Origin of the sequence: uncultured Devosia sp. (genome assembly GCF_964244875.1) — a bacterium.
Lineage (GTDB): Bacteria > Pseudomonadota > Alphaproteobacteria > Rhizobiales > Devosiaceae > Devosia.
The window spans coordinates 16,718-40,518 of the sequence record NZ_CAXTKA010000001.1 but is presented as its reverse complement, the minus strand read 5'-3'; the positions used below and the strand labels follow the sequence as shown (position 1 = coordinate 40,518).

14 protein-coding genes are annotated in these 23,801 nt (G+C 63.6%); 7 read left to right on the top strand and 7 right to left on the bottom strand.

The window, feature by feature from the left end; all coding sequences use genetic code 11:
- Positions 1–6 precede the first annotated feature (6 nt).
- Genes ACFE8X_RS00135 through ACFE8X_RS00110 form a run of 6 tightly spaced genes read right to left on the bottom strand, consistent with a single transcriptional unit; the run spans position 7 to position 9,090 of the window.
- Positions 7–2,739 carry a glycosyltransferase gene (locus ACFE8X_RS00135; RefSeq protein WP_375449406.1) on the bottom strand — a complete coding sequence of 911 codons (2,733 nt, stop codon included), beginning with the start codon at positions 2,737–2,739 and terminating at the stop codon, positions 7–9.
- 8 nt (positions 2,740–2,747) lie between these two features.
- Positions 2,748–4,256: a DUF6212 domain-containing protein gene (locus ACFE8X_RS00130; protein ID WP_375449405.1), complete on the bottom strand. Its 1,509-nt coding sequence runs from the start codon at positions 4,254–4,256 to the stop codon at positions 2,748–2,750.
- Complete coding sequence (locus ACFE8X_RS00125; protein WP_375449404.1) at positions 4,253–5,416, bottom strand: SGNH/GDSL hydrolase family protein; 1,164 nt, start codon at positions 5,414–5,416, stop codon at positions 4,253–4,255. Before ACFE8X_RS00125 ends, ACFE8X_RS00130 begins: the two co-directional genes overlap by 4 nt.
- Positions 5,416–6,648, bottom strand: coding sequence for a polysaccharide pyruvyl transferase family protein (locus ACFE8X_RS00120; protein WP_375449403.1), 1,233 nt, complete (start codon positions 6,646–6,648; stop codon positions 5,416–5,418). The genes ACFE8X_RS00125 and ACFE8X_RS00120 overlap by 1 nt, the downstream gene beginning before the upstream one ends.
- 40 nt (positions 6,649–6,688) lie before the next feature.
- Entirely contained in the window at positions 6,689–7,792 is a 1,104-nt protein-coding gene (locus tag ACFE8X_RS00115; RefSeq protein ID WP_375449402.1) for a hypothetical protein, read from the bottom strand.
- Complete coding sequence (locus tag ACFE8X_RS00110; protein WP_375449401.1) at positions 7,789–9,090, bottom strand: DUF6212 domain-containing protein; 1,302 nt, start codon at positions 9,088–9,090, stop codon at positions 7,789–7,791. Before ACFE8X_RS00110 ends, ACFE8X_RS00115 begins: the two co-directional genes overlap by 4 nt.
- Positions 9,091–9,482: 392 nt before the next feature.
- On the opposite strand from ACFE8X_RS00110, the gene ACFE8X_RS00105 reads away from it, so the two are divergent.
- From ACFE8X_RS00105 to ACFE8X_RS00090, 4 genes are read left to right on the top strand one after another with little or no spacing between them, the layout of a single operon-like run.
- Positions 9,483–12,275 carry a class I SAM-dependent DNA methyltransferase gene (locus tag ACFE8X_RS00105; RefSeq protein ID WP_375449400.1) on the top strand — a complete coding sequence of 931 codons (2,793 nt, stop codon included), beginning with the start codon at positions 9,483–9,485 and terminating at the stop codon, positions 12,273–12,275.
- Complete coding sequence (locus ACFE8X_RS00100; protein WP_375449399.1) at positions 12,268–12,480, top strand: hypothetical protein; 213 nt, start codon at positions 12,268–12,270, stop codon at positions 12,478–12,480. Before ACFE8X_RS00105 ends, ACFE8X_RS00100 begins: the two co-directional genes overlap by 8 nt.
- On the top strand, positions 12,477–14,534 hold the full coding sequence (locus tag ACFE8X_RS00095; protein ID WP_375449398.1) for a pseudomurein-binding repeat-containing protein: 2,058 nt from the start codon (positions 12,477–12,479) through the stop codon (positions 14,532–14,534). The genes ACFE8X_RS00100 and ACFE8X_RS00095 overlap by 4 nt, the downstream gene beginning before the upstream one ends.
- On the top strand, positions 14,527–15,726 hold the full coding sequence (locus ACFE8X_RS00090; protein WP_375449397.1) for a GIY-YIG nuclease family protein: 1,200 nt from the start codon (positions 14,527–14,529) through the stop codon (positions 15,724–15,726). The genes ACFE8X_RS00095 and ACFE8X_RS00090 overlap by 8 nt, the downstream gene beginning before the upstream one ends.
- Positions 15,727–15,802: 76 nt before the next feature.
- Here ACFE8X_RS00090 and ACFE8X_RS00085 read toward each other — a convergent pair whose 3' ends face one another.
- Positions 15,803–17,155 (bottom strand): OmpA family protein, encoded by a 1,353-nt coding sequence (locus ACFE8X_RS00085; RefSeq protein WP_375449396.1) that lies wholly within the window; start codon positions 17,153–17,155, stop codon positions 15,803–15,805.
- 131 nt (positions 17,156–17,286) lie between these two features.
- On the opposite strand from ACFE8X_RS00085, the gene ACFE8X_RS00080 reads away from it, so the two are divergent.
- Genes ACFE8X_RS00080 through ACFE8X_RS00070 form a run of 3 tightly spaced genes read left to right on the top strand, consistent with a single transcriptional unit; the run spans position 17,287 to position 23,790 of the window.
- Positions 17,287–21,510, top strand: coding sequence for a hypothetical protein (locus ACFE8X_RS00080; RefSeq protein WP_375449395.1), 4,224 nt, complete (start codon positions 17,287–17,289; stop codon positions 21,508–21,510).
- Positions 21,510–23,360 carry a hypothetical protein gene (locus ACFE8X_RS00075; RefSeq protein ID WP_375449394.1) on the top strand — a complete coding sequence of 617 codons (1,851 nt, stop codon included), beginning with the start codon at positions 21,510–21,512 and terminating at the stop codon, positions 23,358–23,360. Before ACFE8X_RS00080 ends, ACFE8X_RS00075 begins: the two co-directional genes overlap by 1 nt.
- 4 nt (positions 23,361–23,364) lie before the next feature.
- Complete coding sequence (locus ACFE8X_RS00070; protein WP_375449393.1) at positions 23,365–23,790, top strand: hypothetical protein; 426 nt, start codon at positions 23,365–23,367, stop codon at positions 23,788–23,790.
- Positions 23,791–23,801: the final 11 nt, after the last annotated feature.

Here is a 23,801-nt window from a genome sequence, read left to right as displayed (position 1 = left end):
TCAGGTTCAAACCGCGGCCGGCTCGGTCGCCACCCGGGCACGCGGTGTCTGCGATTTGATGCTGATCAATCGGCGCGTCGGCTTTGCGGGCTGGCCCAGTTGCTCGGGGAACCACCCGGCCAGGGTCGCGAGCAGTGGTTCGGTCGATTGCGCCCAGTTGAGCGCGGCGGCGCGGTTGGCGGCACCATCGGACAGTCGAGCCAGCTCGGCGCGGTCGGTGGCTAGGCGGGCGAGGGCGGCGGTGAAGCCATCGATGACGCTGCCGTCATTGTCCTGCGCAACGACAAGGCCGTCGACATTATCCTCGACCAACTCCTCGACGGCGCCGACGGCAGTGGCTAGGGGGACGCAGCCGAGGCGCTGAGCCTCCAAGATGGTCAACGGGGCGCCTTCCCAGCGCGAGGGAAGCACCACGACGTCGGCCCAGGTAAAGGCCTTGGTGAGGTCGCCAGCGGCATAAAGCGGCGGCAGGACCGGGATGCCGATTTCCTTGAAGCTGGCCTGCCAGGAAACGCCGGCATCGGCATCGAGCACGTCGCGGCCGACAATGCGCCAGTCGATCGGCAACTTCTGGCGCAGGGTTTCGCGCGCCACCGCATGCAACCTCTCGATGCCCTTTTGCGAGTCGAACCGCCCGAGGAACAGCACCCGCAACCGCTGTCCGTCCTCGGTCTGGCGACGGGCGGCAAGCGCTTTTTCACGGTCGGCGTCGGCCAGCTCGTAGCTGGGGGCATTGTTGATGTGCATCAGTTTTGCTGTGGGCACGCCCATGGCATGCATCCATTCCACCATCTCGCGCGAGCAGGCGAGGATGGTGTCGTAGACATGCTCGAAGGCGAGCGTGAGATAGGGGTGGCCGGCATGGCGGCCAAGCCCCGTACGATCCAGAACATGAACGTAGTTGAGAACTTTGACGCCCTGGCGGCGAAGGTTCCCCAGCACCGAATTGACTGAAGCCACCTGATTGTTGATGACCACGTCGAGGCCGGCCAGCATGCCCATAAGATCGGGTGCCATGGCGTTGGGATCGCTTTCCATCAACAGCTCGTGGCCGGCATAGGTGTGAGGCCCACCCCAGATGGGATAGTCGGCGGCCAGAAAGTTGATTGAAGCGAACAGGTCGTCATTTTCGCGATGACGCTCGTAGACCGGCTTGCCCAGGATGAACAGGTGCACCTCGCAGCCGCGCGCCTTGAGCACGCGGGCGATGGCGAAAGCGACCTTTTCGACGCCGCCGAAGCTCGCGATGGGCAGCAGCATGCCCACGCGTAGCTTGCGGCCCGGTCCGGGCAGGCGCGGCATGATGGCGGCTGAACTCGTCGCCTGGCGCAAAAGCTGGAAGTAGCGCGAGCGGACCGGCAGATAGGGCTGCCGCCAATTCCACTTCTGCGGCGCACGCTGGCTGCGAAAGCCCGAGTCGCGCAGGGCGCCGAGGGTGGCAAGCAGCGCATTGGTGGGGGAGAGAAGGGCAGCCTGTGTTTCCGCCAGGCTGAAAGGCGCCCGGATCACCAGTTCGACCACACCGGGCGAGGGCAGCGGGTTGCGCAGGGTCCGGGCCCAATCGTCGGTCTTGTCATCGACGCAGGCGGCCATGATGGACTGCGAGGTCATCCAGCCGGCAAGTTTGCTCTTGAGCGGTGCCTCGGCATTGACGGGATGGATGGCCACTTCGAACTTGTTGGGCGAGGTCTCGAACCGGATGGCGACGAAGTTGAATTTCTCGCTCAGCCGCTCGCCCAGCCAGAGCACGTTGTGCACCAGCTTGAGCCGGCTCAGGGCCTGCCGGTGCAGGTCCGACATGAACAGCAGAAACGGCGTGGTCCCATAAGTGTCAGGCTCGTTGCGGGCGGCCCAGAAGCGGCGGACGAATTCGTCGAGCTTGTAGGATTCATGGGGCGCCTCCGGGTCGGTGAACGCCTCCACGAGATAAGTCCCAACCCCGACATGGCCGTAGCGCGGGGCTTCCTCATGCTCGCATTCGAGCAGCGCATCGGTCTTGAACAGCGCTTTGTGTTTGGTGCGGATATAGGTGAGGATGGTGTCGCGGGTGCGGTTGCTGTCGCGCAGCATGGACTCGGCGCGCTGGCGGTATTCGAAGCCGAAATAGGGGTGGTTGGCGCCCTTGAATCCCTTGCCCAGGGCTTGCAGCCAGAAATCCCAGTCCTCGAAACCGGCCTTCATAGTCTCGTCGAACCGCACGCCCGCGTCCAGCAGCCGCCGGGAAACCAGGCTCCCCGCTTCGCAGATATTGTCGAATGTCAGGTGCAGCAGCTTGGAATATTGAGTGGTGTAGTTCCCGTTCCAGGCAATACCGAACTTGTCGATATTGGGATAGACCCAGTCGATTTCGGGCCGCTCCGCGAGAAAGCTCATTAGTGCGGCAAGCGCCGTGGGCGTGATACGGTTGTCGGCATCGAGCAGATAGATAGCTTCGAACCCTGGAAAATGGGTCAGCGCGTATTCGATGCCATGATTGCGGGCCGAACTCAGGCCGCCATTGGTCTTGCGCACATAATGCACGTTCGGATGCGCCAGCGCGTAGGCACGACCGATATCGGCGGTTTCGGGAAACGGGCAACCGTCGTCGACGATGACCGTTGCAATCTCGAACGGCGCTTTTTGGGCCAGCACGGCCTCGACAGCTTCGGCGAGCAATCCAGGATGCTTGAAAACGGGGATGACCACTACGACGCGGGGACCAGTCTTGGCTGCAGGCGCTTGAAGCAGGGTATCGAGCATTTCCGGTCTCACGCTTGCACCATGACGCTGAAGTCCTTGAGGCGGGCCCGCGCGAAGCTGTTATCGCCCGGACGGCTCATGCGGGTCGCCACATAGATGCCCGCAGGGGGAGCGGCGGCATCGCGGAAGGCGGAAAGACGTTTAACCTGGCTGTGCCCCACCTGGTTCCAACCCGAAAAAGCCTCGAACTGTGCGGGCTGGGCGCTGCCCTCGCCGATAGCGCGGGCGCGCGAAGGATCGTCGGTGACGATCAGCGCAAAATCCACGTCGCGCGATTGCTGGTTGTCTATGAAGGCGGAGGCCGAGAGGCGCATGGCGCCGGCCGGCGACACGCCGCCAAGGCGGGCCAGGGTGATCCCGGTGCTGGGTGGGTGGCAAAGCACAACCCCTTCGCCGGGAGGGCCAACCACCGCGGGAAAATCAAAAGTCACCTGATCGGGATTGGCATGCTCGGCCTGGGTCAGGGCGAGCGGCGGCAGTGGCACGTCGATGAAGCCGCCCGCGGCGGTTACTGACTTGGTTGGGGTATGGGCCTTGAACCAGCCCGGCATGCGGGTGCCGGCCAGACCGGTCCAGATCTGTATCGCCAGCGAGTTGCGCAAGGCCGGCTGGCCGCTGGCGATGTCGCGGATTTGGTAGGACGTGATGGGCTGGCCGGTGCCAAGCGAAAGCGGCGGCAGGCGATCTTCGCCGCCGATCTGGCTCAGGCTCAACTCGAGCGTGCGGGCCTGGCCTGAAAGGGTGCGCGCCAAACCCAGCACGTTCCATCCGGGCGTCAGGTCACATGCCGCGACTATCCATTGCTCGAGCGTGCGTTCATCCTCGAGGCTGCGCAATTGTGCCGCGAGCCTGGCATTGCCGGCATCGGCGCCTGGGGCAAAATGGATGCCGATGGCACTGACGCCGTTGCTGCCGGTGGGCAGGATCTGGGCGATGCCGGCTTCCGTCTCAGCCAATGTCACAAACTGGGCCGGATCGGCCACGGGATCGTTGCTGAAGGCCAATTCGAGCGGCATGGTGCCGGTCCGCAGCAGGGCATTCTCGGCCACGGCGAAGCGGTAATGCAGTTCGCCATTGCTGGCGCGCAGGCGGGCAGCCTCCCGCACCGTTTCGGCCTGACGGGCAGCACTGGCGGCAACCAGGCGCACCATCTCGCGATTAACCTGCAGCAATGCCGCAGCCTCATGGCCGCGCCGCCATTCGAGCACGATGGGCACCGAAGGATATCCAACGGCTGCGAGCCAGGCGAGAAAACGCTCTGCTCTTTGGCTGTTCCGGTCGCCCAAAAGGATTGCCGTCAGCAGCAGCGGCGCCTGCGTGAGCAGCACCGGCGGCAGGCCGGGGCCGGCTGACAGGACGGGTTGGGTGCCACGAAAGTCGACCAGCGTCAGCACGTGGATGTCGGGCACGCGCTGCGCATCGCCGATATCGATCGCGATTAGCAGTGGCTGGGACAGTTCGATCGCCGGAGCGGAAGACATAGCGGTTTGGCTGGCCAATTGCGGTCCCTGTTTCATGCTGCGCTCAAGGCGGGTTGCACTGCCGGCTCGGCCGTGGCGTTGCCAGTACGGGTGATCCGCAGATCCTTGATGGTGCCCGAATACAGCAACCCCAGAAGCGGCAGCCGCGCCGCGTCGGCCTGATCGGTATGGGCGACGCTGTCCTTGGGAATATGGCATTCGCTCGCCAGGGACGGCGGTGCCAGCGCAATGGAATAATCCGCGTCTTCGTCCTCGGTTACCAATTGCGCACCGTAGAGAAAGTCGCAGGAAAGCATCGAGGCCAGGAAGCGAAATTGCTTGTTGGCAACGCCCCCCTTCATCATTGCGACCGGCGTCGTCTTGCCATTGCGCGTGATGGCAACCATGCCGGTTGCCTCGTCGCAAGCATAGTTGATCGACAACAGCTTGCCGCCCTCGATGCGGAAGGCGATTTGCTGCTCCGCCAGGTCGAAGGCATCCAGCGAGAAAATGCGGTTGCGGTAGTCGACAAGCGGTTGGCCAGTCATGTCGGCGAGCAGGGCCGCCGTGACCGTACCAGCCGACGCGAAGTTCTTCGCGTCGATGGCCGGAGGCAGCGCTACCTGTCGTGGTCCTTGGGCGATCGCATCGACCAGTCCGTCAAGAACGATCTCGGCAACCATGGCGGTGGCGACAGGGCGGGCATAATGGCCCTGATCCATGTAGAAGCTCGGATTGGTTACCACCTCGCGCCCATAGCGACGCAAGAGAGAAGCGTTCACGTCGATTATTGCGCTGCGATACCAGGACGAAAGATAGTGCATGCCGGCGTCCACCGACGGCACGGCGCCGAGCCAGGTGCCGTTGCGTGCGCCAAGCACCACCGAACACACGATAAGCTGGGGATTGCGCTCCAGCGCGTGGCGGATAATGCCTTCATAGAACCGCGCCCAGTGCCGCACCCGCCGCCGTTCGTCGCCATAGATCCAGCCGTCATTGATCCCGTATTCGACGATCAGCAGGTCACTCTGCTCCACCGCCTCGGTGGTCTTGAGCGCGTAGAGCCCGTAGCCGCAACTGGTTCCGCCCACTGCCAGATTGGCAACCACATCGAGATGAAGGCCACGCTGTGCTGCCATAGGCAGGAGCTGGGTCACATAACCCGGCACCATGAGGGTATTGGAACCCCCGATCAGCGTGACCCGAACGGTTTTCATCAGGCTTGCAGCGCAAGTTCGCGGACGGGGGCGGAAGCGACGGCCTCGATATCGGTATTGAACTCCAGGCCTTTGGACCTCAGCACGCGCTGGAAGTTGGTCGCGCGCTGCCAATAGGTATGCTGGAACTTGGCGATGCTTTCGGGGCTGAGATATTTGTCGATGAAGGCGTCGATCTCCAGCTCATAGGCGATGTCCACCGTAGTATGGGGCACCCCGAAGAACTCGCACATCTCCTTGACCCGCAGGTCCTTGTAGAGAATGGCGGTGGGCAGGCCCGACTGCATGGCCGCGACAGCGCCGTGGAACCGATCGGCAATGCAGATGTCGTGCCAGGAATAGCTCTGGCGCCAGGCTTCCACATCGTCGAAGTGAAAGTAGCGCTTGAACGGCGCTTCATAGCCGATGGCCTCCCGCACCAGCGGCGCGATGACGTCCTGCTTGAGCCGGCCGGTGGCGTCGTTGAGGAAAGGCTGCGACCCCAGTTCGGTCGCAAAGCCCTGCAGTTCGTCCTGAAAGACGTAGCTGGCGTCCTGACCGGCAAAGAACTTGGCCAATTGCAGCCCGCGGCGCGACTTGGCCGACAAATAGCCGGCGGTGACGAACCGCTTGCCCGCCGCGCCGGGCGTCGGCGCCTTGATGCCCATGATATTGCCCGGATAGAGCATCATCGAGGGGCATCCAAGCGCCACGGCATTGTTCAGCCCGACGCTTTTGAGCCACTTCTCGGTATAAAAGCCGCGCACGCCGAAGACCAGCGCACGCTCGTTGACCAGCTTGAGCATGGCGACGGTGCTCGGATCGAGTTCGGACATGTCCGGACCAAGATCATTCTGCATCCCCATGCCGAGCACGACGATCGGGATGGTCACGCGTTCGAGCGCCTTGACCAGGCCGTCATGGTTCATATTGGGGCGGATTTCGTTGGCCATGGGCAGCACCAGGGCGTCGAAATTGTTGTTGATCAGGTCCATGGCCCCGCCGGAGGCCTTGTAGTGGTTATACAGCACATGGACGCTGAGCATGGCGCTGTGGTTCTTGTCGCACTTGAAGATGCGCGACGCGCCCTCGCCGATGAACATGTTGCCCTTGTTCGAGGTGAGGTGGAAATTCCAGCTCATGGCGCTGAAGCTGGCATCGTTGGACCGCGGCATGCCCTCCGAAAAGGGGAGGCCGGGATGATAGCGGTAGCGCGTATCTGCCGGCTGCCGTCCGAAGCAAAGTCTGTTCATCTGATGGTCCTTTCGCACAGTGGCAGTCGTCGTTCAGATTTCAATGGAGCGTTTGCGTAAGATCGAGGGTGAGGCGAGTTGGTTGGCCACACCGCACGAGGCTGAAGGCGGCGTCGCCGTCCCAGTCGTAGTAGAAGGTCGCGCCGATGCGCCCGGCAGTAGCCGGATCGCGAAGGTAATTGCTCAGGGGCGCCAGCATTTGGCGGCGCTCGCGATCGTCGAGGGAACAACCGGCGTCCGGCTCGGCGGTGCCGAATTCGGTGATCCAGCACGACGCGCCGCCATAATCGGCGGTAAAGCACCCGGCCAGCTGGCTTCGGATCATGCCGGCGCGATCGGCGTCCGCCATGGCCAGGCGGAGCGGTTCGTAAAGATGGATGCCCACGGCGTCGATCGCCTCGAAGGCCCCGAGATCGCCCAGTAAAGCGTGGGTGAGCACCGGATCGACGTAAGTGGCGCCGCTGGAGCGGATGAACGGGCTGTTGATGTCGGCAAGCCCACCCATGACCAGGGCTGTCTTGCCCGTCATCCCGGCGTCGTCGAGGGCGGCACGGGCAATGCCGAGCGCGTCGACATAGGCCTGCAGGCCAGCCAGAAACGCCTGCCGGTCAAGGGGCGCCATGTGTGCCAGATTGTCGATCACCGCGCCTTGCGGCGCCAGCGGCAGGTCGCCGTTGTAGCCCGACCAGTTCATTTCGTTGCCGATCTCGATACCGGCGAGCGCAATGCCCTCGTTTGCGGCAAAATCGATCAGCTCCCGCAGCCGCTGCTGCAGCCGGACCGGGTCGATCTGGGAAAGCCCGTGGACGGCGAAGAAGCGGTCCGTGCGGGGGCGCGCCACGGCGCCTTCCCTGGATATCGTGCCATCGATCAGCGGCAGCGTGACCAACACTTCAAGCCCCTGCGCCCTGGCCTCGCGCACGGCAAGTCTTGCAGCGTCGAGCGGCGCTTTCCAGCCGATGCGCACAGCCTCGAAATCGGCGGCGCGTATATCGGCAAGCGTGTCGTCGATGTCCTGCGGTGACTGCCATATGATGTTGGGCACCGCCACCCCAGTCAAACTATCGGCCGTCGAAGCGCCCGCGGTGGCCATCCACACCGCCAGCCCGGCCTGCAATGCCCGATGCCCGAGTGCCGCGCTCACCACGCGGTTCCGATCGTCAGTTTGCGGAAGCGCGCCCAGGCGAAGTTCTGGTTGCCGGGAATGCGCATGCGGGTGGCGACGAAAAGCTTGGCAGGTTTGGCCCCCACCTTGGCAACGGCAGCTGAAAGCTGTCCTGTCCCGGTTGCGGCAACCTCCAGCCAGCCCGAGAAGCCCTGTTGCGGGGTCGGCTCGGCCGTCTTGAGCAGGAGCGCGCGCGCGCTTTCACCGTCTTCGGCCAGCACGATGGCGAATTCGACGGGCTTGGATTTTTCGTTGCCCACTTCAACATCGGCCGAAACCGAAGTCACGCGGTTGTCGGTGGGCAGGGGGAGCACGCCCATGGTCATGCCATAGGCAGGCGGATGGCAAGCGATCGCAACGCGATAGGGGATCCAGGTGACCGGGTCGAAATCGAAGTTGACCTCGTGGGCGGTGACGTGGCTCACCTGCGCCAGCAGGGTCGGCGACAGGGGTTCGCTGCGGATGCCCCGTTGCGCCGGGACGGGACGGTCGGCGATAAAAGCATTGGCGCGCCCGCCATAGGCGGAGTGGGCGTCGCCGCACCAGACCCGCATGGCGAGCCCGGTATCGGCAGCGGGCAGGTTCGATACTGGATTGCGGGCTTGGAACACCTTGAATGTCTGGCTGCGGCCCAGCGACAACCCGACATTGACATCGGCGTCGCATTCCAGGTCGAGCCGCAATTCCAGGGTGCGCGTCGGGCCGACAAGCGCGCGGGTCAGGCAGCACATGATCCAGCCGTCCACCACCCGATCCAGCGGGATGGTCCACCGGTCGATGACGCGATGGTCCTCCAGCGACGCCAGATGCACGTGCAGCATGGCACCCGCACCGCCGCGGATATCGCGCAGATGCAGTTCGATGGCGCTGACACCGCTGCTCGACACCGGCAAGGCCTGGGCCAGTCCATGGCTCGACCAGCCCAGGTTCAGCCCTGCCTTGGATGCAAGCGGCTCATCGGCGAACACTTCGGCCAGATCGCGCGCGCCGGGCGGAAAGCGCCGTTCAAGCGCATAAAAGCAGTTCTGCAATTCCTCATTGGTCCGGCGCAGCCGCGTCAGGCGGCGCAGCGCCGCCACCCGGCCTTGGGCGCTGGCGCGCAGCCTGTTGGTCTGCTCGAGATAGATGCCGGCCAGCGTGGCCAGGTCTGGCTGTTCGGCGCCCGTTGTAACGGAAATTCCGGCTTGATCGAGAACGGCAACGCCAGCCGCCTGCCGAGGCGAAAGCGAGTCGGGCCGGCGCTCGGCAAGCATTTCGTCCAACTGTTGCAGTGACATCAAGTTACCCCGGAAGCCCTGAATGCAAGCCGTAGGTCACACTGGGCAAGTGGCTTTGGAAATCCCTTATGAACTCTTGGACAATTTGAAACATATGCGTTTCAATTTGCGTTCAATTGGCCCAGAACGCCCCGAATGCCTGCCTTCGCCCGTCGCCCGCTGTCTCGAGCATACCTGCGTTGCCACAAACAAATGGCTGCGCCGCGCCAACCTGTCGGGGCCAGCAGCGCGTTCCGCCCTGGCACGATCACAGGTTCGGGCGAGCGATGCCGGTCGCCGGGCTGGCAACACTGGAAAATCTCGACATGGGCGGTTCGAAATGAGTATCGGTTTGCCTCGGGGCGCCGGGCATGGTCCGGTGTCCACCATTGAGTGGTGAGGATTCTTGCAGCATGAACGCGGTCGAGATCGAACAGGCCGTATCCGAGCTGGCCGAGCAGACTTTTGCCGCCGCCGAATTCCCGTTTGCCTTTTTGCGCTCATTCGGCGCCAAGGACACCACGATCAAGCGCCTGCGGTCGGGCGAGTCCAACAAGTCCGACCTGGGCGGGGTGCTGCAGACCAGCAATATCCACATCAAGGTGACCGAGCCGGGCGATGTGCCCACCGCTTTCGAGGCGCTCAAGGCCAGCCCGGCGACGAAGCGGTTCAAGGCGCGTTTCGTGCTCGCCACCGACGGGGTGGAGCTCTACGCCGAAGACCTGACCTCGGATGAGGCGCCGGTGATCTGCGCCTTCACCGATTTCCCCAACCATTTCGGCGCGTTTCTGGCGCTGGCGGGTATTTCCACCGTCAAGCAGGTGCGCGAAAGCACTTTCGACATCCGCGCCACCAGCCGCCTCAACCGCCTCTATGTCGAACTGCTCAAGGACAATCCGGATTGGGGCACGGCGGCGCGGCGGCCGGATATGAACCACTTCATGGCCCGGCTCATCTTCTGCTTTTTTGCCGAGGATACCGACATCTTCAACGGCAAGCGCCTGTTCACCGCCACGGTGGAGCAGTTCACCGAGCGCGATGGCACCAACACCCATGCGGTGATCGGCGCCATCTTCACCGCCATGAACACGCCCACCCAGCACCATGGCGCCCCCGATGGCCGCCACCGCAAGGCGGCCGGCCTGCGGCCCTGGGCCGATGCCTTCCCCTATGTGAATGGCGGATTGTTTTCCGGCAGCACCGATGTCCCGCGCTTTTCGCGCATTGCCCGCTCCTACCTCATCAATATCGGCAGCCTCGACTGGACCCGTATCAATCCCGATATTTTCGGCTCCATGATCCAGGCCGTGGCCGACGACGAGGAGCGCGGTGCGCTGGGCATGCACTACACCTCCGTGCCCAATATCCTCAAGGTGCTCAACCCGCTGTTCCTCGACGACCTGCGCGAAAAGCTGGACGAGGCCGCTGACAATGCCCGCAAGCTGCTCAACCTGCGCAACCGCATGGCGCGCATCCGGGTGTTCGACCCCGCCTGCGGGTCCGGCAATTTCCTGGTCATCGCCTATAAGGAAATGCGTGGCATCGAGGCGGCGATCAACGCGCGCCGCGGCGAGCAGGGCCGCAAGAGCGATATCCCGTTAACCAATTTCCGCGGCATCGAACTGCGCCACTTCCCCGCCGAAATCGCCCGGCTGGCCCTGATCATCGCCGAATACCAGGCCGACGTCGTCTTTCGCGGCCAAAAGGAAGCCCTGGCCGCGTTTTTGCCGCTCGATCAGGAAAACTGGATCGTCCAGGGCAATGCGCTGCGGCTAGATTGGGTGAGCGTCTGCCCTCCGACGGGCACCGGCGTGAAGCATCGGGCAGACGATCTGTTCGAGACGCCGTTGGAACAGGCGCAGATCGATTTCGAGAATGAAGGTGGTGAGACCTACATTTGTGGGAACCCGCCTTATGTCGGCGACAAGAAGCAGACCGAAGAACAGAAGGTCGATATTGAGGCGTTGTTTTCGGGTCTCACCACCCGTTGGCGCTCGTTCGACTACGTCTGCGGGTTTCTGCAAAAAGCTCTCGAATATGGGATAACAAACGACCGGTGGTCTGCGGCGTTCGTCACCACCAACTCGGTTACACAGGGTGTCCAAGTATCTCAGTTCTGGCCATTAACGTCACAACTCGCCGAAATTCGTTTTGCATACACATCGTTCAAGTGGGCCAATCTCGCCTCCAAAAACGCCGGGGTAATTTGCGTAATACTCGGCCTGGGTCCGCTTGGCTCGTCTTTTAGGAAGGTGCTGTACACCGGAGAAACACAGCGGTTGGTGGACGCGATCACACCCTACCTAACCGCGGGGCCAACCGTTCTGGTGCAGGAGCGCTCAACTCCAATGTCTGATCTAACGGAGATGATGTTGGGAAATTTTGCCAAAGATGGTGGCCACCTAATAATTGGGCAAACTCAGTTACGCGCTTTGGATGACATCAGTGCCGAATTTTTGAGGCCCATCTATGGGGCGCAGGAATTCATTAAGGGGGTGCAACGCAGTTGTTTTTGGGTCTCCGACAATCAGGTGGCCCGCGCTCAACAAAGTCCTGAGCTGCGGAGTAGGTTCGGACAAGTTGCGAAATTCCGTAAGGAAAGCGTCAAGGCGGCAACTGCAGCATGGGCGGCTAAACCTCATCGCTTTGTTGAGATTAGGTCTCCTGACTACAGCACCGCGATTTTGGTGCCGAGGGTCAGTTCAGAGGTCCGCGAGTATTTGCCAACAGGACTACTCCCGCCGAGGGCAATCGTAACGGAGGCGTTCGCTCTTTATGATGCGCCGCTTTGGAACATGGCATTGATAGCCTCACGCCTGCATCTGACCTGGATTGCCACGGTCTGTGGAAAGATGAAAACCGATTTCCGCTACTCCAATACCCTGGGCTGGAACACCTTCCCCATCCCCCCTCTCACCGAACGCAACAAGGCCGATCTGACCCGCTGCGCCGAGGATATCCTGCTCGCCCGCGAAGCACATTTCCCCGCCACAATTGCCGATCTCTACGACCCTGAAACCATGCCTGCCGACCTGCGCGCCGCCCATGAGCGAAATGACGAAGTCCTAGAACGCATTTACATCGGCCGCCGCTTCCGCAACGACACCGAGCGGCTGGAAAAACTCTTTGAACTATACACCAAAATGGTCGCCAACGATGCCGCCAAGCCCAAAGCCAAGGGTAAGAAGGCCCGCGCCGATGGCTGACCGCACCTACCAACCCGGTGGCGATGCCAAGGCTATTTCCGCGATCGCCAAAACCCATTTCAGCGGCGACTATACAAAAATGTTCGAACATCACGGCTGGCCCGAGCGCGGCGCCGACATGATGCGCAAGGTGCAAACTCGCGTGGTCGAAACCTATGGCAGCGTACGCGCCTTCGAGGCCCATTTCAGCAAGGACAAGGCATGAGCATCGAGACCAAAGCCGTCCCGTCTGTTTCGGTCTCCTACGCCCGCAATGGCACGTCGACCAAGGCCAATGAGCTGGGCATGCGCCCTATGCAGGAACGGGCTTATGACCATCGCGGCGAGCAATATCTGCTGATCAAATCGCCGCCGGCCTCCGGCAAAAGTCGAGCACTGATGTTCGTGGCGCTCGACAAGCTGCACAACCAGGGACTGAAGCAGGCCATCATCGTCGTGCCGGAGAAATCCATCGGCTCCAGTTTCAACGATGAGCCGTTGAGGCAATATGGGTTCTGGGCCGACTGGGCCGTGGTACCCAAGTGGAACCTCTGCAATGCTCCGGGCGAGGACGGCGGCAAGGTCAATTCGGTTCGCGCCTTCCTCGACAGCGAGGATCGCATCCTGGTGTGCACCCACGCCACCTTCCGCTTCGCCGTCGACCGCTTCGGCATCGAGGCCTTCGACGACCGGCTGATCGCCGTCGATGAATTCCACCACGTCTCGTCCAATCCGGACAACAAGCTGGGCGCCCATCTCGGCGCCTTCATCGCCCGTGGCAAGGTGCACCTGGTGGCCATGACCGGCTCATATTTCCGTGGAGATTCCGAAGCGGTGCTGTCGCCGACAGACGAGGACAAGTTCGAAACGGTGACCTACACCTACTACGAGCAGCTCAATGGCTACCAATATCTCAAGCACCTCGACATCGGCTATTTCTTCTATTCGGGTGCCTATGCCGACGACATCCTCAAGGTGCTTAACTCGAATGAAAAGACCATCATCCACATCCCCAGCGTCAATTCGCGCGAGAGCACCAAGGACAAGATTCGCGAAGTCGAGCATATCATCGAGGCGCTGGGCAGTTGGGAGGGCGTAGACCCCAAAACCGGCTTCCAGCTCGTCCGCACCGCCGAGGGCAAGCTGCTCCGCATTGCCGACCTCGTCACCGACGATCCGGGCAAGCGCGACGTCGTCTCCTCGGCGCTGAAGGACCCGGCCCAGAAAAACAACCGCGACCATGTCGACATCATCATCGCGCTGGGCATGGCCAAGGAGGGGTTCGATTGGATCTGGTGCGAGCACGCCTTGACGATCGGTTACCGATCAAGTCTCACCGAGATTGTCCAAATTATCGGCCGCGCCACCCGGGATGCGCCGGGCAAGACCCGCGCACGCTTCAGCAACCTGATCGCCGAACCCGATGCCACCAGCGAAGCCGTGACCGAGGCGGTCAACGACACGCTCAAGGCCATCGCCGCCAGCCTGCTGATGGAACAGGTGCTGACCCCACGCTTCGAATTCAGGCCGAAGAACCCCACCAACGAAGCTGCGCCGGGCTTCGACTATGGCGAGGGTGGCTACGACCCCGACAAAGCCAATATCGGCTTCAACGAAGAAACCGGCCGCATCCAGATCGAAATCAAGGGCTTGGCCGAGCCCAAAAGCGAAGAGGCCAAGCGCATCTGCCGCGAGGACCTGAACGAGGTCATCGCCACCTTGGTGCAGGACAAGCGCAATCTGGAGCGCGGCCTGTTTGACCACGAAATGCTTCCGGAGGAACTGACGGTTGCGCGCATGGGCAAGATCATCAAGGATCTCTACCCCGAGCGCGACGAGGAGGATCAGGAGGCCATCCGCCAGCACGCCATCGCCGCGCTCAACTTCGTTCAGGGCAGCAAAGCCGCTCTGACAGCCGGTGTGGCCAGTATAGCCGACAGCGTCAACACCGCCTTCATCCAGGGCGTCCGGCGCTTCGCGATGAGCGTGAAGGAACTCGACATCGACCTCATCGACCGGATCAATCCATTCGGTGAAGCCTACCAGATCATGGCCAAGACGATGGACGCCGATCGCTTGAAACAGGTCGAGGCCGCCATTGCGGCCAGGAAATCGACACTCACGCCAGACGAGGCACGCGACTTGGCGCGCCGCGCTTTGCGCTTCAAACAGGAGCGCGGTCGGCTGCCGTCTATCACCGCGCAGGACCCGTGGGAAAGGCGCATGGCCGAAGGCGTTGCCTTCCTCGCCCGCATGAAAGCCGAGGCCGCGCGTGTCTAAATTCACCGACGAAGACGATGCCCTGCTGGGCGAACTCGGCGTCGAGGTCGCGCCCGAGCAGCATGCCAGCCGCTCCCCCAAAGAGGAGCGCATCATCGCCGGCTTCGAGGATATCCAGCGCTTCGTCGACGAGCAGGGCAGGGTCCCTCAGCACGGCGAAGAGCGGGACATCTTCGAGCGCCTGTATGCCGTCCGGCTGGATCGCCTGCGCGACCTGCCGGACTGCCGCGCACTGCTCGGGTCGCTAGATCGGCAAGGGCTGTTGTCGGTCGCCGCCGCCCCACCGGCTCCGGTTGACGATCTGGACGACGATGCCTTGCTCGCAGAACTCGGGGTGGAAGGGGTAGGCGAGGATGACGTCACCAAGCTGCGCTTCGTCCGGTCGGGCGCCGAGAAGCGGGCGGCAGAAGAAATCGCCAATCGCGAGACGTGCGAAGACTTCGAGCGGTTCGCGCCCCTGTTTGACGCGGTCCAGAACGATCTCGACATCGGTGCCCGGGTCACCCGGCCCTTCGTCAAGGACGCCGGGTTCCTCAAGGCTGACATCACCCAGGGCCAGTTTTTCATCCTGGGCGGGCAGGTTGCCTATGTCGCCGAGGTCGGCGAGCCGATCAAAGCGCCCAATGGGGAAACCGATGCCAGGCTCCGCGTCGTCTATTCCAACGGAACCGAGAGCAATCTGCTGCTGCGTTCGCTCCAGCGCGCCCTCTACAAGGACGACGGCGGTCGGCGGATAACCGAGCCCAATGCTGGACCGCTTTTCGCCGACACGCGCGACGACGAGGACCTGGCCAGTGGCACCATCTATGTGCTGCGCAGCAAGTCGGACGAACCCTACGTCGCCCGACACCGCGACCTGCTGCACAAGATCGGGGTGACCGGGGGCGACGTTCAGCAACGCATTGCCAATGCCCGGCTCGACGCCACGTTCCTGCTCGCCGATGTCGAGGTCGTCGCCACCTACCGCCTGTTCAATATCAACCGGACAAAGCTCGAGAACATCATCCACAAGGTTTTTGGACCTGCGCGGTTGGACCTGTCGATTGCCGATCGGTTTGGCAATGCCGTGGTGCCGCGGGAGTGGTTTCTCGTGCCGCTATTCGTCATTGACGAGGCGGTCGAGCGGATCAAGGATGGATCGATTGCAGAGCTGCGATACGATCCCCTGACGGCCAAGCTTGTCGCCTCTTAGGGCCTAATGCGCCCCGTGCCGTCTCGAACCGACCGCCCCTCGCGCAATGCGCAATGCGGCAAGCCCCCGCGTCCAACTATTCTGCGCTGAGCTCGACGCGACGGTTTTGGGCTCGGCCATCGGCGGTGTCGTTGGGCGCGATTGGCTGGGACAGGCCTTGGCCTGATGGCGAGAGGCGGTCGCTGGCAATGCCGTATTGTTCGATCAGTGCCGCGACGACGCTTTGAGCGCGGCGCGTGGACAACGCGAGATTATAGCTGGCGCTGCCCTGGTCGTCGGTATGGCCAATAACCGCCAGCCGCAGCTGCGGCTGGCTGTCCAGCAGTTGCACGATCTGGTCGAGTGTCGGCTGGGAATCAGGTTGCAGCACCGCGCTGTCGGTGTCGAAATGCAGGCCGTAGATGTTGATGGACTGTCCGGCATCAAAGGCGGCGGCCATCTGGGTAGCGTCCTCGACGCTGATCTGGCCGGCCGCATCGGCCGAGCCGCCCGCGGGCTCCACCACCTCGATGAAGGCCGTTGTCAGCGCGCCGTCCTCACCCACGAGAATAGCGACATAGGTCGGCTGGCCCGCAGCGTCAGGGATTGCGGTTGCGGGGCCTGCTGGATCGGGTGTGCCGGGAAGCAGCAGCGGGTTGCCGGTTTCCGAGCCGGGTCCTCCTGTCGTGTCGAAACCCGGTGCCGACAAGCCCGGAGCGCCGGGCATCAACATTCCGGACGTGGCTTCGGAGCCAGGGCCCTCCGGTGTTGCAAAGCCCGGCCCGCCCGCAGCGGTGGCTTCGGAACCCGGTCCGCCAGAAACCGCCGAGCCCGGACCACCCATTGCCTCCGGCATCGCCCCCGCACTCGCGTCGAATATCGGCTCCGGCAAGCCGAAGGGAGCCTCTGTGGCCGGATCAGGCAGAGCACCGTCGCCCTGCATCATCATGCCGCCAGCAGGATCGTGCACGGCCAGCAGGTAATGCAGGTTGGTGGAGTATCGGGCCGTATCGGAATTGTCGGTGTCCACTTGCTGGCCGATCAGGTAGTCATCGGTCAGCATTCCGGTCAGGCAGGCGGCATCGGCGCAGCTATAAATCACACTGAAACCTTTCGCCATGAGCGCGCTCTCGTAGCTGCGCGAGACCTCATAGGAAGAATGCCCGGCGGGAATGTCATAGCGGATGCGCGTGACCTTGCCTTCCAGCGGTAACCATTCGGGGCCGGTCCGATCGGTCAGCGCATTGCGCTCCAGCAGGGCATTGTAGTCGTGGGGCCCCTGCAGCAGGGCCGCACGATCGAGCGCTGCCGCCTTGTAAAAGATGATGCTCGCACCCTCAAACCGCCCCGTCAGCGGATGATCGGCGCTGCCGGCGACATCTTCGGCCAAGGCGCTGCTCACCAGCAGGCATGATGCCAGAAGTCCAAGGGCCAGTGGTCTGCCACCCATCGCATGGTTCCCCGGTTGCGCCTGCCTCGGCAAACAGGTAGCCGAGCCTTCATCGGCCCGCATCCACCATTTGGTGGACGACAAGACCCCCACACTGCTGCTCACCTTCGGCAGCAGGAGGGCTCGATACCATGATGCGCGGTCTGGCCCGGTTGGCTGCATTGGCAATCGTCGCGATAGTCTCGCTGACCTCACTGGCTCAGGGGCAGGGTAGCCGCATTACGCCCTTCCAGATCGGCCGGCCGATCGATCAGGTCAACAGCTTCGAGACGGCCCTCCAGACGGCGCAGAAAGGTACGCCCATCAAAGGAACGCCTTCCGGCACGCCCAATCACGTGACGACCGTCTACAAACCCGCCCCCTATCGCCAGCTTTACACCGTCTGGATCGGCGACAATGGCGCCGTGCGGGTGGTCAACAAGGACAATAACGGCCGCTGGCAGCAGGCTTACGACGTGACTCCGTCGGGCCTGGGCATTCCCGGCTCGCCGGTCACGGCGGTCTGGCAGGCACAGAATGACCAGATGGAAATCTTCTGGGTGGACGGCACCGGAACGGTCAATCTGGTCTGGAGCGACCACAACAGCTGGCATGCCCCGGTGCGGATCAGCCCGTTCGGGTATTTTCCCGCTGGCGCACAATTGTCGGGCGTCTGGCAGCCGGTGGCCCATGAGCTGATGGTCTTTGGCATCGACGACCGTGGCGTGCTCAAGATGATGTGGAAGAAGGACAACGGCTCCTGGCGCCCGTCGGGCGATATGAGCGGCGTTGGCCATGCCAGACCCGGCAGCTCGGTGGCGGCGGTCTATCAGCCGCTCGACCAGCGCACCGAAGTGTTCTCTGTCACGCCCAATGGTACTATCGCTATCGTGTGGAAATCGCGCGACAATGCCTGGGCGCAGCCGGAACTGCTGACGCCGCCGGGGCTGGCGCCCGACTATGCGCCGCTCTCGGCCACCTGGTATGGGCCGAGCAACCAGATCGAGGTCTTCTGGGTCGACCGGCTGGGCGGCCTCAATGTGGTGTGGAGCCACGACAATTCCCGGTGGGCCGTGCAGACCATCGCCGGATCGGGCTTTGCTGCGCCGGGCTCTTCGGTCAGCGCGGTCTATCAGCCGCTGCACGAACATCTTGAAGTCTTTGGCGTTACGGCCAAAGGCGGCGTCACGCTGCTGTGGAAGCAGAACAATGGCGGCTGGTCGAAACCGCAACAGATCGTGCCGGACAATGCGGTGCCGACAGCCACCGTGCTGCGCGCCGCCTATCTGGCCGAAGGCAAGCAGCTCGAGACGTTCTATATCGACGCGGTGGGCCAGCTCTGGGACGTGTGGAAGGCCAATGATGGCGGCTGGTCGACGCCGCCGGTGAAGCTGACCGATATTGGCGGCAGCACGATCATCAAGCCCGGCGAATGCTCGGTGTTCCTGGATCGCTGGAGCAAATTCCGTATCGACGATGACTATATGATCACGCAGTGCGGCCGCATTCTTGGCATCACCGCCTATTGCGACGCCAGGAATGCCTTCGTCGCGGTCGATTATGTCGACAATGGCCGCAAGCGGGTGCTGATCTGTTCCTCCCGCTACATCAAGGACAGCGCCGCCGAGCAGGTCGAGCATATTGCGCGGGGTGTCAAGCAGGGGGTTTCGGACGCCGCCGTGGCGATGATGCCACTGGTTAATTTCACCGTTCAGGGTGCGGGTTGCATTGCCGGCAATATGGCGGCGTGTGCTTCGGCGGGTATCACGCTGGTCCAGGTTTTCGACCAGCTCACGGGCAATTCGGTGCTGCCCAGCGAAGTGCGGGCAGCATTGCCCCTCATCAAGCGCGCCGTCGCCTGTGCCGGCGGCGATTTCATCGGTTGCGCGACGTTCGCCCAGGACCTGGTCAAGAAGACGACGGGCGTCAATATCCCGGCAGCCGATGTCGTGCAGGTCGGACTCGACGCCAGCGACTGCTATGACGGCAATGTCGGCGCCTGTGCGCGGCTTGGCCAAAAGGCGGTGCAGGCTGCGGGGCTGGAAAACGTCGTCATCCCATCCACCATCGTCGCGATCGGCGCCAATGTGCAGGATTGCCTGATAGAATCGGATCTCGATTCTTCGACGTCCAAGCGGGACGTGAGCGGCAGTTGCCTCGCGCTGGGCACCTCTATCGCCACGGCGGCCGGCCTGGATGCCGATATCGCCAGGGCCGGAAATCTCGGCGTCCGATGCGCCAGTGGCGACCAGGATGCCTGCGTGGCCCTGGGCTTTCAGGCCGCACGTGAATTCGTGCCGCCGCCGCTGCTCAATGCGGTGGAAAAGAATGGCGAAGCCTGCATGGGCAACAAACCCAGCGCCTGCTTCGATATCGCGATCGCCGCAGCCGACGCGGTTGGCCTGCCCACCGGCGACCTGGCCTCGTTGCGCAATTGCGCCATCAGCCAGTCGATCGACGCCTGCCGCCCGCTGGCCGAGAAACTGACCGGCGTCCCGCTTGGTTCGGCGCTCGACACGGCCAAGCTGGTCAGCCGCTGTGCCAATGGCGAGGTGGTGGCCTGCGTCGAACTCGGCCGGGCGGCCGTGCGGAAATACAAGCCCGATACCGGCAGCGTCGTGGCCGATCGAGTGCTCAGCATGATCCAGCGCCAAGCGCTCGAGGGTGGCCGTCCAGGCGTGCCGACGCTCGACCAACTCGGACTACCCGCGACGCAGGGTCTCAATGTGCAGGATCAAACCCGGCTGGTCAGCGATCTGCCGACCCTGCCGCTGCCGGGCGTCAATGTTCGCTTCGATGGCCAGTGGGACACCAGGGTTCAGGGTGGTACGCCCTACACCATGACGCTGGCGCAGGAGGCGAGCGGACGGGTGAGCGGCAGCTATACCGCCGGCACCCTCACCGATGGCGTGATCGTCGATCGCGCGCTTTATGCGCACTGGCATCAGGGCGGGCTCAGCGGCATGGTGATGTTCAGGCTTGCCGACGATGGCCAGCGCTTTGAGGGTGTGTGGAGCCAGGCGGACAAGCCCACCAGTCAGGGAACCTGGAGCGGCCAGCGACCGGGCGCGGTCGCCGATGCGAAGGTGACCCCCATTGCGCCACCTCCGCCAGCTTCGAATCCTGCCCCTGCGGCGGCTCCTCCCCCCGTGATTCCGGCAATGCCTGCAACCCCGGCCCCAGCGCCCGCCCCGGTGGTTCCCGCCACGCCCCCCACACCGGCGGTTCCGGCGACCCCGGTACAGCCCCCGCCGCCCCCGCCACCGCCGGCACCCAAGGTGGTGGTGCTGCCCCAGGGTCAATGTCCGGCAGAAACCGCCGTGGTGCGCCAGCAGATCAATATCCGCGATGGCCTGACCCAGGATGGCAAGGGTGGCGACATCATCGGCAAGGCAGAGGGCAACAGCCGGATACAATGCCTGGCCTGCACCGATAGCTGGTGCCTGATCGCGGCCAATAATCCCCATGCCACGGTGTCGCGCGGCTACCTCGATTTCGAGCTGCCGCAACCGGTGGCGCAGCCGCCGGTACCGCAACCCGCTGCCCGGCCAGAGCCGCAACCGCCGGTTCAGCCCGCGCCGGCGGCGGTGCCAGCGGCGGATTTCTCGGGCGACTGGTGGGTGCGCACCAGCACCGGGATTGTCGAGCAGGTGCGCATCAACCAGCAGGGGCCCACCGTCGTCGGCTCCTATGCCGACAATGCCAGCACGGCCGGTCAGTTCACCGGTCAGGTGCAGGGCGATACGCTGGTGCTCAACTGGCAGAACAATCGCGGCTATACCGGGACGGGTACCCTGACCATGCGCGGCGACGGCTCCGGCTTTGCCGGCCAGTTCGCGATGCAGCAGATCCCGCCGGCCGGCCGCATGCCGCTCTACGAGCAGAGCGGCACCTGGGAGAGCTTCACCCCCGAGACCAGCCCCGCCGCAGCCGAGCCCGCACCGCAACCCGAACCCCAACCACAACCCGAACCGGCTGCGCTGGCCAGCTTTGCCGGCGACTGGTGGGTGCGCACCAGCACGGGCCTGGTGCAGCAGTTCCACATCGCCCAGCAGGGGGCGGTTGCAGGGGGGAACTACATCGACACCATGGGCAACGCATCCCAGTTCACCGGGCAAGTGAGCGGGAACACGCTGGTGCTGAACTGGCAGAGCGCCAACGGCTATGCCGGCGTGGGCACCTTCACCATGCGTGCCGATGGCAGCGGCTTTGCCGGCCAGTACGGGGTGCAGATGATCCCGCCGGTGAACCAGATGGCGATCTATGCCTCGGGCGGCACCTGGGAGAGCTTCATCCCCACCACATCCGAGGACCCCGACCCGGTCTATGGCGGATGCTCCGCATGTGGGCCGGATGTCTTCGTGGGGCCAAAGTGATGCTGCGCCTGTCCCAACTGTTCATTGCCTGCTGCCTGCTCACTCTACAGGGAATTACCCAGATCGTGGCGGCCCCGATGCCGGTCGTGGCCTCGCCTGTCGCCGGGGTCGACATATCCGGCCAATGGACCAGCACCGTGCAGGGTGGCACGATTTATCGCCTCAACTTGACGCAGGACGGCGCCGGCACTGTCAGCGGTAGCTACGAGTCCGGCACCATTTCGGCCGGGTTGCTTGTCGGCCGCGATCTCTATGCGCGCTGGACGCAGGGCGGCGCGGGTGGAACGATGCTGCTGCGGTTTTCTGCGGATGGATCGGTGTTTGCCGGAATCTGGGCGCGAGGCGATGGTGCGCCCGAACCCGCCAATGCTGCCGGCACCTGGGACGGCTACCGCGGCGATCGTGCGCGCTCCCCGGCCAATATCGATCTTTCCGGCAATTGGGTGCTGGACCGGGGCAATGGCGCCGTGCCCCTCAACCTCGCGGTACCTTTTGATGCAACAGGCTTTCGCGGCGGCTATCAGCCAGCCACCGGCGGTCAGGGCTCGATCCACCTGGCCCCGCAGGGGTCTCCGGCAATTGCCACGAGCTTCACCGACGGCAATGCATCCGGTCAGGGCGCGCTGCTGCTCGGGGCCGACAATGCTCACCTGACCGGCTACTGGCACGGCGCTGACCGCAGCTTCGGTATCTGGACCCTCATCACCGCCAGCGCGGCTGCCACCGAAGGACGAGCCGCCACGGGCGGTCCGGGCAGCGAAATGCCGGTGCCCGAGCAACCGCAGCGACAGGGCTATCTCGACGAGGACGGTGTCTGGCACGATACCAGCCCCTATCCGATGCCGACGCGGATATGCCCGGCGCCCTATCTGGTGACCGCAATGTCCACATCTCTGGTCGATGCGGCGGTCAAGGAGCAGTTCAAGCGCCTGCCCGCCGGCACTTTGCTGGCCTGCAAGGCCTGCGACGAGAACTATTGCGCCGTGGTCGATGACAATCCGGGCGCTCTGCTTTGGCGCCAATACCTGGCATTCGAATATGCCCCTGGCGCCTCGCGGCCCCAGCCATTGCGCAGCAGCGGCGCGGTTCCGCTCGGTGGTGACTGGCTGGTCGACCTCGGGGACGGCTCGCAACTCGACATGAATATCGAGCAAGCCGGCGACAGCGTGACCGGCACCTATGTGGAGCGTCGTCGCGGGCTGTTCGGCACGGTGACCGGCCAGCTCGACGGCGTCGGCGGGTTGACCTTGCGGATCGTGGAAGACCCGCGCTCACGGGACGAGCCACTGACTGGCACCGCGACCACGCATATGGAGCGCGATGGCAGCTTCGCCGGCGATCTGGTCTGGGCCCCCAATTTCCTGATGCCGACAACGGCCTATCGCAGTACCTTGCGCGCCGTACCGCGCGCACCAGCCCCGCCGGCTCCGGCCGCAGGCCCGCCGGCCGGCTTTGCCGGCCAGTACAGCGTCGTCAGCGACCGCAACAACCATTACCTGTTCGTGCTCACGGCGGTTGGCGACTCCATTAGCGGCACCTTCCTTGATCAAGGCGGCACCCGCGGTTGGCTCTATGGCACCGCGATTGGCAATACCCTGGTCTTTCATTGGACGATTGAGGGCGGCTGGACCGGGGACGGCAATTTGACGCTGTCGGCGGATGGCAATGCGCTTTCCGGCTCCTATCGCGGCGATATCCGTTCGCCCATCACCTGGGACAATTACCAGGGCGCCTGGAGCGGCACGCGCGGCGCCGTCAACCCGCTCGACCAACCCGCGCCGGACGACCGGATCGACTATGGCGGCTGTTCGTCCTGCAACCAGCCCGACCGACCGAGCAATCCGAGGTGAACAGATGAAATACAGAACGGCGGAATCGGCGAGCTTGCTGGCCATGGTGCTGCTGGCGTTCGCAAACATGGTGCCGGCCCACGCCGCCGACAGCGATCTCAAGACGGGCCAGTATGAGGGTACATGGTGCGGCTATTCCGCAGTCTTTGACATTGCTGTCAAGGAGCGCCGTCGCTGGGTGTTCCACGGCAAGATCGTCTTCCCCACCTATGACAACCTGGCCGATGAGCTGTGGATCGAGCAGTACGAGGACCAGAGCCTGCGGATGATCCGCTACCTGTCAGGCACGCAGGAGGGCTGGACGCAAGTGATCCAGACCTTTGCGCCCGAAATGCACGGCAGTGAGGCCGGTTATGCGCCGACCTTCACGGTGGAGCGGGCCAATGGTCCGGACTGCGAAGGCAAGCCGACCCAGTTCACGGCCAGATAGTTCCGGATTTG

Bases quoted from the DNA above. Each gene is read 5' to 3' on its own strand.
- ACFE8X_RS00070 (WP_375449393.1), top strand. From the start codon at position 23,365: ATGAAATACAGAACGGCGGAATCGGCGAGCTTGCTGGCCATGGTGCTG.
- ACFE8X_RS00075 (WP_375449394.1), top strand. From the start codon at position 21,510: ATGCTGCGCCTGTCCCAACTGTTCATTGCCTGCTGCCTGCTCACTCTA.
- ACFE8X_RS00110 (WP_375449401.1), bottom strand. From the start codon at position 9,090: ATGTCACTGCAACAGTTGGACGAAATGCTTGCCGAGCGCCGGCCCGAC.
- ACFE8X_RS00105 (WP_375449400.1), top strand. From the start codon at position 9,483: ATGAACGCGGTCGAGATCGAACAGGCCGTATCCGAGCTGGCCGAGCAG.
- ACFE8X_RS00130 (WP_375449405.1), bottom strand. From the start codon at position 4,256: ATGAAACAGGGACCGCAATTGGCCAGCCAAACCGCTATGTCTTCCGCT.
- ACFE8X_RS00085 (WP_375449396.1), bottom strand. From the start codon at position 17,155: ATGGGTGGCAGACCACTGGCCCTTGGACTTCTGGCATCATGCCTGCTG.
- ACFE8X_RS00125 (WP_375449404.1), bottom strand. From the start codon at position 5,416: ATGAAAACCGTTCGGGTCACGCTGATCGGGGGTTCCAATACCCTCATG.
- ACFE8X_RS00120 (WP_375449403.1), bottom strand. From the start codon at position 6,648: ATGAACAGACTTTGCTTCGGACGGCAGCCGGCAGATACGCGCTACCGC.
- ACFE8X_RS00135 (WP_375449406.1), bottom strand. From the start codon at position 2,739: ATGCTCGATACCCTGCTTCAAGCGCCTGCAGCCAAGACTGGTCCCCGC.
- ACFE8X_RS00095 (WP_375449398.1), top strand. From the start codon at position 12,477: ATGAGCATCGAGACCAAAGCCGTCCCGTCTGTTTCGGTCTCCTACGCC.
- ACFE8X_RS00100 (WP_375449399.1), top strand. From the start codon at position 12,268: ATGGCTGACCGCACCTACCAACCCGGTGGCGATGCCAAGGCTATTTCC.
- ACFE8X_RS00080 (WP_375449395.1), top strand. From the start codon at position 17,287: ATGATGCGCGGTCTGGCCCGGTTGGCTGCATTGGCAATCGTCGCGATA.